Source organism: Sphingomonas sp. TREG-RG-20F-R18-01 (assembly GCF_022662475.1).
Lineage (GTDB): Bacteria > Pseudomonadota > Alphaproteobacteria > Sphingomonadales > Sphingomonadaceae > Sphingomonas.
In genome coordinates, this window is sequence record NZ_JAKNQQ010000030.1 from 1 (window position 1) to 8,232 (window position 8,232).

General features: G+C 56.8%; 10 protein-coding genes. 4 read left to right on the forward strand and 6 right to left on the reverse strand.

Features of this window, described 5'->3' with window-relative positions:
• Window positions 1–448 precede the first annotated feature (448 nt).
• From L8K25_RS22285 to L8K25_RS22310, 6 genes are all read right to left on the reverse strand, one after another.
• Window positions 449–2,149 (reverse strand): PAS domain-containing sensor histidine kinase, encoded by a 1,701-nt coding sequence (locus L8K25_RS22285; protein ID WP_242141221.1) that lies wholly within the window; start codon window positions 2,147–2,149, stop codon window positions 449–451.
• Window positions 2,150–2,350: 201 nt separating this feature from the next.
• A complete protein-coding gene (locus L8K25_RS22290) occupies window positions 2,351–3,715 on the reverse strand; it encodes a transporter (protein WP_242141222.1) in 1,365 nt (454 codons plus the stop codon).
• A gap of 28 nt (window positions 3,716–3,743) precedes the next feature.
• A complete protein-coding gene (locus L8K25_RS22295; RefSeq protein WP_242141223.1) occupies window positions 3,744–4,451 on the reverse strand; it encodes a hypothetical protein in 708 nt (235 codons plus the stop codon).
• A 1-nt stretch (window position 4,452) separates the two neighbouring features.
• Window positions 4,453–5,088: a C39 family peptidase gene (locus L8K25_RS22300; RefSeq protein WP_242141224.1), complete on the reverse strand. Its 636-nt coding sequence runs from the start codon at window positions 5,086–5,088 to the stop codon at window positions 4,453–4,455.
• Window positions 5,089–5,163: 75 nt separating this feature from the next.
• On the reverse strand, window positions 5,164–5,592 hold the full coding sequence (locus tag L8K25_RS22305) for a hypothetical protein (protein WP_242141225.1): 429 nt from the start codon (window positions 5,590–5,592) through the stop codon (window positions 5,164–5,166).
• A gap of 22 nt (window positions 5,593–5,614) precedes the next feature.
• Window positions 5,615–5,920 carry a hypothetical protein gene (locus tag L8K25_RS22310; protein WP_238542455.1) on the reverse strand — a complete coding sequence of 102 codons (306 nt, stop codon included), beginning with the start codon at window positions 5,918–5,920 and terminating at the stop codon, window positions 5,615–5,617.
• A 31-nt stretch (window positions 5,921–5,951) separates the two neighbouring features.
• On the opposite strand from L8K25_RS22310, the gene L8K25_RS22315 reads away from it, so the two are divergent.
• The 4 genes from L8K25_RS22315 (at window position 5,952) to L8K25_RS22330 (ending at window position 8,119) form a co-directional block, all read left to right on the forward strand.
• The gene (locus L8K25_RS22315) at window positions 5,952–6,431 is read left to right on the forward strand and encodes a hypothetical protein (protein WP_232283648.1); all 480 of its coding nucleotides are present in this window, start codon (window positions 5,952–5,954) and stop codon (window positions 6,429–6,431) included.
• Window positions 6,432–6,479: 48 nt separating this feature from the next.
• A complete protein-coding gene (locus tag L8K25_RS22320; RefSeq protein WP_010219287.1) occupies window positions 6,480–6,869 on the forward strand; it encodes a hypothetical protein in 390 nt (129 codons plus the stop codon).
• A gap of 18 nt (window positions 6,870–6,887) precedes the next feature.
• Window positions 6,888–7,223: a hypothetical protein gene (locus L8K25_RS22325; RefSeq protein ID WP_242141226.1), complete on the forward strand. Its 336-nt coding sequence runs from the start codon at window positions 6,888–6,890 to the stop codon at window positions 7,221–7,223.
• A gap of 377 nt (window positions 7,224–7,600) precedes the next feature.
• The gene (locus tag L8K25_RS22330) at window positions 7,601–8,119 is read left to right on the forward strand and encodes a PEPxxWA-CTERM sorting domain-containing protein (RefSeq protein ID WP_242141227.1); all 519 of its coding nucleotides are present in this window, start codon (window positions 7,601–7,603) and stop codon (window positions 8,117–8,119) included.
• Window positions 8,120–8,232: the final 113 nt, after the last annotated feature.

Below are 8,232 nucleotides of genomic sequence, written 5' to 3' on the forward strand. Positions count from 1 at the left end.
GATTCGACCTCAATTGCCCGTTCAGAAAAAGATACATATCCCGCTACCCTGACCTGTTAAGGTTGGAGAGCGCTACTGTCGGATAACCTACATTAGACCTGCGCATCTTGACTTCGGCCGTCCCGGAGAGGTCAGCCTGGGCATGGCAGGCCGGAAAGCAGTCTCTTCCAACAGCAGCAACCGCAATTTGGCAAAAGGCACATTGCGATGTCAATTTTTGGTTCCATGCGATTTGTCGCGATGGCTTTGAACTGTCCGATATCAGATAGTTCCAACACGGCGTCACGACATAGAACAGGCACAGATATACGCTAAGCGGGCACGGGTCATCATCCTCGATCGCGAAAAACTGGTCGATCTTGCTGGCGATGCTTACGGAGCACCCGAGGCTGAATATCGGCGCCTGATCGGCCCGTTCGATCGCGGGGAAGGGCGTAGAGACTGACGCCTAGCTCGTCGCTCTCTTGCTTTTCGCCCATCCGATCGCCTTGCGCAGCACGCGCGATAGCTGCTCGACCGAATATGGTTTGTGCAGCAGCTCGAACCCGTGCTTGCCGTTCTGCGCGAGCACGTGGCTGTAGCCGCTGGTAAGAACGACGGGCACGTCGGGATAGCGCCGACGGATTTCCTGGCCCAGCTCCAGCCCGCTCATTCCGGGCATCACCACGTCAGAGAACACGACGTGGAAACGACTATAATCCTTGGCTAGTTCCTCAAGCGCGCGGTCAGCATTGACCGCATGGATGCTGTCGTAACCCAGCTCTTTTAAAGCTTGAGTGGCGAACTCGCCGACCTGCTCATTATCTTCGACCAGCAGTACGCACATGCCCTCGCCATCGACCGGCCCGTCATCGTCATCCTGAGCCTGCTCGGAATCGTTCTCGGGGTAAGCGCGGGGAAGATAAAGCGTGAAGGTCGTGCCTTCGCCGCTGGTGGTGTCCACCCGAATATCCCCGCCGGACTGTTTGGCAAAGCCGATCACCTGGGAGAGACCAAGCCCGGTACCTTTTCCGATCTCCTTCGTGGTGAAAAATGGCTCGAAGATTCGACCGAGAACCTCCTCACTGATGCCGCTGCCGCTGTCGGTGATCGTCACCGCGATAAAGTCGCCGGCAACGGGTGGATGCGATCGGATCTCCGGGATGCCGGACACCGGGCCGGTTGCCATCGTCAACTTGCCCTCGCCGTTCATGGCGTCGCGCGCGTTGATGCCGAGATTAATCAGCGTCGTGTCAAACTGGCTGCGATCGGCCATGATGAAGCACGACTCTTCCGGCATCTCGATATCAAGCGCGATACGTGATCCCGCCAGCGTGCGAATCATATCCGCCACCTCGCGCAAGCTATCCCCGGCGTCAAACAGCTCGGGTTTCAATGCCTGTCGGCGTGCAAACGCAAGCAGCTGACCGGTGAGCGCCGCGGCACGATCGGCCGTGTCCCCGATCGCGGCAATGTAACGGTTCCGCTTTTCCTCGGTGAGGCCGTCACGACGCAGGATATCGACCGAACCACGGATGACGGTCAGCAGATTATTGAAGTCGTGCGCCACGCCCCCGGTGAGCTGGCCGATCGCCTCCAGCTTTTGGCTTTGACGAAGCTGCTCTTCTGCTTTCAGAAGCGACGACGAGCGCTCGTGAATGCGGGTTTCAAGCGTGGCGTTCAAATCGTGCAAATCAGCAGTCGACACGACGCGCTCAGTCGTTTCCGAAGTGACGCAGAACATTCCCTGAACGATGTTTTGGGCATCATAAAGCGGCGAATATGAAAACGACCACCAGGTTTCTTCTGGCTTGCCGTGGCGAGTCATGCTGAGCGGGAAGTCCTCATATCGCGTTGCTTCCCCGGCAAGCGCCTTGTCCACGATCGGTTCAATATCATCCCAGACATCGGACCAAATCTCGCGCATCGGCGCACCCATCGCCCGGGAAAGCTTGTTACCGAGGATCGTGGCGTAACCATCGTTGAAAAAAAATGTTAGTTCCGGCCCCCATGCCAGAAACATCTTTTCGGGCGAGTTAAGGATCAGGTTGAGCGCCATCCGTAGCGCATCGGGCCAATCGCGTTGCGGACCGACCTGCGTCGTTCCCCAATCCCGTGCCTCGATGAGTTCGCGCGCCGTTCCAGCGGGTGCGGCGAGCACCAGCTCCACACTGCCTGTCTTTTTTGGATTCATCGAGCTATGGCACCGGCTTTCTAGAGAGACCGCAACGAGTTAGCCGATTGCCAATTTTAAGGCCAGCAGAGTGGCGGGTTTTCTCCCGACCGGTCAAATCTGCCTATTTATTAAGCAGACGCGTCACCAGCACGCGGAACGTTGTCGGCGCGACGTCGAGGCGCTCGGACGCGGCTATCAGAATGCGTTGATGGTGAACGGGATACGAAGCGACGTCCTCACGTTTGCGGCATCATTGGTCGCACCGACTTCGACGTTCCAGTTCACCGTCGTTTTCGGACTGGTGCGATAACTCACGCCAAACAGGAAGCGGCCAAGCTGTAGATCACGACTGGTCGTGTCGATCGCCGGTCCCGGCGTATTGTCCGTCGTGCTGAGCATTCGCAGCCGCGTGCTGGTGCCAAACGCCCAGGTATGGGCGTACCCAAAGCTGATCGATGTCCGCGGATTTAGCGATATCGCAATTCCCGCGCTTGCTGAGGGCGCGTCACCGGGGCGAACGCGGTCTACGAGCGTGCCCCCAATCTGACGACCGATATTGCGGCCGAAATTCCGAGTATAGCCAATTGTAGCGAATAGCACCGCAGGGTCGGACGGAAGGATGGCGGTCAGATTGGGCGTGACGCCCCAAAAGCCCGCTCCCGTGGCACCGCGCAAGGCATTACCGAGCGCATCGCGTGGCACAGCAAATGGGTCCGTTCCGGTCGGCGCTACGGCTTGAAGGCCAGCGATCAGATAGGGAGCGCCGCTTTGGCCATCGGTAATCTGATAGCGCACGCCAAAATCAATGTCTCCAAGGTTACGTGCGGTGACGGGGCTATCGATTTGGCCGGCGTTCGGACTCATTGGGTTAGCAACCGGCGCAATAACCGACTTGTCGGATCGATAGACAAACGGGAACCGACCGTTGATTTCAAAACGGCTGGTCAAGCCAAGTCGTGCAACGACGGCAGCCGTAAGAACGTCCTGGCGGCTTTGATTGATATCAAATACACCGATCAGCACCGCTTCGGGTATCTGAACGCCTCGGAAAACTACATCGCTGCGATCAGAGCGCGCATATTCCAGATCACCTTCGAGCGTCAGCTGACCCGCCTTAGTGATAATGCCCCCTTGCTCTGACAAGACCGCGACTTGGACCTGCCGTTGGTCGACAGGCGCAGATCCAACCGATTGAACTCCGTTGCTAAGACCCGGCGCTGACTGTGCGACAGCCGTCGGCGGAGCAGGCGGCGGCGAGGCTGGCAAGGGAACCCCACCGGGCGAGAGAGTGGAAGCGGTACCGGTTACGGCCGATGCGCCGGCTGGGCCAAGCCGGGCCTCAAGGGACATGATCCGCAACCGCTGTGCCTCCAGCACCTTTTGCTGCCTGTCGAGCTCTGCTCTCTCTGCCGCCAAAGCCTGGCGCATCTCCGCGATGCTGGGCTCGCCAGCAGTGGCCACACCAATCTGCGCAGACGCCGTACTCGATGTGATCAAGCTGACCGCTACAAAACCTAGCGCGCACGCGCCGCTGCCCCGCCCCATTTCCTTCATATCCATCCCCTTTTCTCGTCTATTGCGAGCTTAATTAGCGTCGGCTCGCAGCGTCGGCTGCAAGCCGATTGACCATTAATATACCACCTGACAATCCAGCAGGAATTCCAACCAGATCAACGTTGACCGAGCTGACGGTGTCGATAACCCGGTTACTGGCGGTATTGGAAACAACTGCTCCGGTCGCTTGGCCAACGAGATGATCGACCTGAACCGAGGGTGCAACCAGCGTTACACGTGCGCCGCGGTCATCATTTGCAAGCGAAATCACGCCCGAATTTGCAGCTACTGCGGGACCGTTCGCCACGACGGGCACCATCGTCTGGCCTGCGGCGTCGAGCCAACCCGACGTAGGACCGGAGACCACGTTCACCGTCATCGGCGCGCTTGAGCTCGAGGCAACAATGGTAGTGCCAGTAGGGGAACGGCCCACGGAAACAGTGGGGATCATTCCGCTGCCACCTGTAATCACTGTCGTGGTTGTTGGTGCGGTAGCGGGGCTATTGGTACCATCGGTATAGACCCGAATGCCAGGGTTCGGCTGTTCGCTGGTGTAGATGGTGTGCAATGCCAGGACACCGTCGATCCGCGTCTGAATGTCAATGCCGACGGCAACATTCAGTCCGTTCGGCAAAAGTACACCGCCGCGCATCGTGGCAAGTTCTCGGTCGGGGACTGGCAGCGTGCTAGTTTGCGAAATTAAAGGAGATGCCGCGACAAGTAGCGCAGTGACGAACGACATATCAGAACTCCCCTGATTGCGGTCGGGTGAGAGCAAGCGCCGCTAGATCGAGGGGATCCCCTCCCGGAAAAACATAACCGCGGGGCGCTCGTACCTGATCTCGCGCCATATTAAAATGCGCTTGCGCGACCGTTGACCGACCACTGACAATAAAGAACACACCATTCCATTGGCTCTGAAAACGACGAGTGCTTTCGCGCCGAAGTCCAAGCGATGGATCGCCAAGCAGGAGGGTATCCTTATCGATGCCCTTTACGACTACAAAATGGCGATAACCATTAAAATTGATAAGAGCGATGCCGGGGATTTTCGCATCAGCAATCTGCGCAAGGCTGACTCTATAACCATCAGCAGCAAGACCTCGCGCGGCAAGGTACCGCTTCATGTCCAGAAGCGAAAAACCGAGGCGCTGGATCTGCGCCCTGTCGCCGTCATGCCACATTCCCAGAAAGACGCTTTGCTCATTCTGCGGATCGTCATAATGATAACGAAGCAAGGTCGCCAGCGCTGCCGATCCGCAGCTGAAATCATATTGTTGGCGAACCACAGTTTCGAACCTGCGACCGATCAAACTAGTCACCGGCACCGTAAAGTTCAGAGAAGTAGAATAATTAAGGGGAGCACCGCCTTCAGGCAATGGTATACTTGTACAGGCCGACAACGTCGCTGCCGCCCCGAATGATACCTGACGCCAAAAGGAGGCTCTTTTCATCTACCGATTAATCGCGACGTTAACGTTTAGTGACGAGTTTATCGAAACATTGTTACCGGTATTCGCGCTCAGTAGCGAAAGTCCGTTCAGGTTTTGGAACGAGCTACTATCGAAGTGGATAGTCCCTGTCTGTGAATTTCCGGTAACAGTATTACCGCTCACAACGCCGTTATTCTGAGCGTTGACGACCTGAGCAAGATCGGCCTGTCCAGTGACCACCTTCAGATCTGCGTTTTCTACCGGATTTACCGCACCAAACGGGGCAACCGAAGCTTCGCCGATAACCGGAGATACGGGTGCTCCGGGTTGTATTTGCGCGTTAGAAACTTGTGGCGAAAGCGCCACAATTGCGACGAGTATTGCAATAGCTCGAGCGTGCGAATTTTTTACCATTTCAGCCTCCGAACAAAGGAAGAAATGGGGCAGCACACTGCTGCCCCGTTCCCTTCTCTTATCGTGCTCCGAGGTTGATCGTGCCAGCGGAGACGCTGACATTGACCGCCGAATTCTGCGATGCCGCAGCGCCGGTGTTCATGTTCAGTGCTTGCGTGCCGGCAAAGTTCTGGAACGCGCCCGCGCCCGTGCTTAGGCTGTTGTTGATCGAGCCATCGCGGCTACCCGAGGGAGCGGCATAGTTTACCCGCACGCCGGTTACATAGCTGGCAAGTGTCGCGGAGGACACAACAGCGCTGTTGCCGAATGCGTTTGACGTTGCTGCCGTCCCCGTCCCTGCGCTCGCCACGGGTTCAAAGCGCATCGATGTGTCCGAATAACTCGCGTTACCGCCGTTGGCTACCGATCCAGTTCCGCCGTTCGATGCGCTGGTCTTCACCGATCGATCCGAATTATCGGTGGTCGACAGATTGCGATTGTCGTTGGCGGTCGAGCCGTTGTTGGCAGCGACCTGGGCGCCGTTTGCCGAACTGGTCGTGGTCGACCGGTTCGAATTATCGGTGCTCGACATATTCCGGCTGTCGCTGGCGCTTCCGCCATTGTTGGCAGCGACCTGCGCACCGTTCGCGGAGCTCGTCGTCGTCGACCGATTGGAATTATCGGTGCTCGTCGAAGACATATTGCGATTGTCGCTCGCCGTTCCGCCGTTGTTGGCAGCGACCTGGGCGCCGCTGGCAGCGCTGTTGGTCGTGGTCATCCGCGAATTGTCCGTGGTCGAACGGTTCGAATTGTCGGTCGATGACCGGTTCGAGTTGTCGGTCGACGACATGTTGCGGCTGTCGGTCGCGGACGATCCACCGTTTGCGGCAACCTGAGCGCCACTGGCGGCGCTGCTCGTCGTTGAACGGTTCGAATTGTCCGCAGTGTTGTTCGTCGTTGAGCGGTTCGAGTTGTCGGTCATTGTGGACGAACGATTCGAGTTGTCCGTGGACGTCGTAGACCGGTTGGAGTTGTCGGCCATCTGCGTGTTGTTAGAGGTCGACATATTGCGGCTGTCGCTTGCCGAACCACCATTATTGGCGGCTACCTGGGCACCCGACGCACTGCTGGTCGTCGGGGTGTTGGTGGTCGATCGATTGGAATTGTCGGTGGACTGGGTCGTCGTCGACATGTTCCGATTGTCTTGTGCGGTTGCACCGTTGTTAGCTGCAACCTGGGCGCCGGCAGCACCGGACGAACGGTCCGAGCTATCCGAAACGTTTGTCGATCGGTTCGAATTATCAGTCGATGTCCGTGCCGAGTTATCGGCGTAGTTGGTCGAGTTATTCGCATTGTCGGTCGTCGTGCGCGCCGAGCTGTCCGACACATTGGTCGAGTTATTTGCGTTGTCAGTCGAGGTGGACGTTGGGTTGTACGATGCAGTCGTCGAGCTGGTTGGGTTGTATGAACCGGCCGCGACACTCCCACCTGCGATCGTGCCGTTATTCGTATTGGTGTTGGACGGTGTCATCGTCTGCGCGAGTGCGGGCGTCGCGATTGCGAGCGCGCTGGCCGAAGCCGCCAAAAGAGCCTTTTTCATATCGCCTCCTAAGACCGGCTTATGGAGCTGGCCTTTTGGCCGCCGATCTGAGCGAGATACGCGCCAGATTGAGAAATGGTTCATATAATGTTAACCTTATTTTAAGGCCTTCCTTTCGTCCCGATTTGAAACGAAACCTGATTAACGATCGTTTGAGAATCGAGAGAATTGCGACACGTTCTAAGAAAAAAATCGTTTTTAATTCTACCTATTCCAGAGTCACAAAAGTCCTTCGCCCTTGTGCTCGGCAGATTCGAAGATGCTTCTTCGCCTTTGTAGAGCCCTCGGTAAAGCCATGTTTGTGTCGCAGCCGCTCGAAGATCCGCTTTGCCGTATGCCGCTGATTCATGCCCCAAATAGGGATGACCATTTTTGTAAATAACTTGGAAACCATCAGGGACCGTGGTCGTATCTTACCCAGCCACAACGCCCGCACGATGCGGCCACGTGCGGCAGGGAGTAGATATGAAAAAGTTAGCACTTGGTATGGCTACCGCGATGGTTGCGTTTGCCTCACCCGCATATGCAGCGCCGCTGCTGTTTGATTTCTCGGGTCCTTCAGGCACGGCCTTGTTCCAGCTCGACTCAAATCCAACGCCGGATACATTCAGTAGCTTTCTTGGCTCAGATCAGTTGGCGTTCAAGAACGTTGCGGGTATTTTCGGCGGAATCGCAGGAGTAGCGTCAAACATTGGGTTCGGAAATGGACTGTTCGCATCCCTCAACATTAATGCTCCAAATGTAGGCTTTTCGCAGTTCTCAAGCCCAACTTTGTTTTCCGGCCCGGCAAACGCCCCTGTCTTTTCAACAGGCACCTTCACCTTGGTTAATCCATTTTTTGGTAATGCCAATTTGAAGATTTCCGCAGTTGCGGGCGCAGTTCCCGAGCCTGCTACGTGGACGATGATGCTCCTTGGCTTCGGTGGTATCGGTTTTGCAATGCGTCGGCGCAGCAGGGTACGTACGACCGTCAGCTACGCATGAAAGAACGAGAGTCCTACAATTGGGATTGACGTGATCTGGCTCGGGTCGACCGCTGTAATTTTCGCAGCCGTAAGGTTATCGCGTTTGCTAAAGCGCGTCGGTGCATGGGTTGT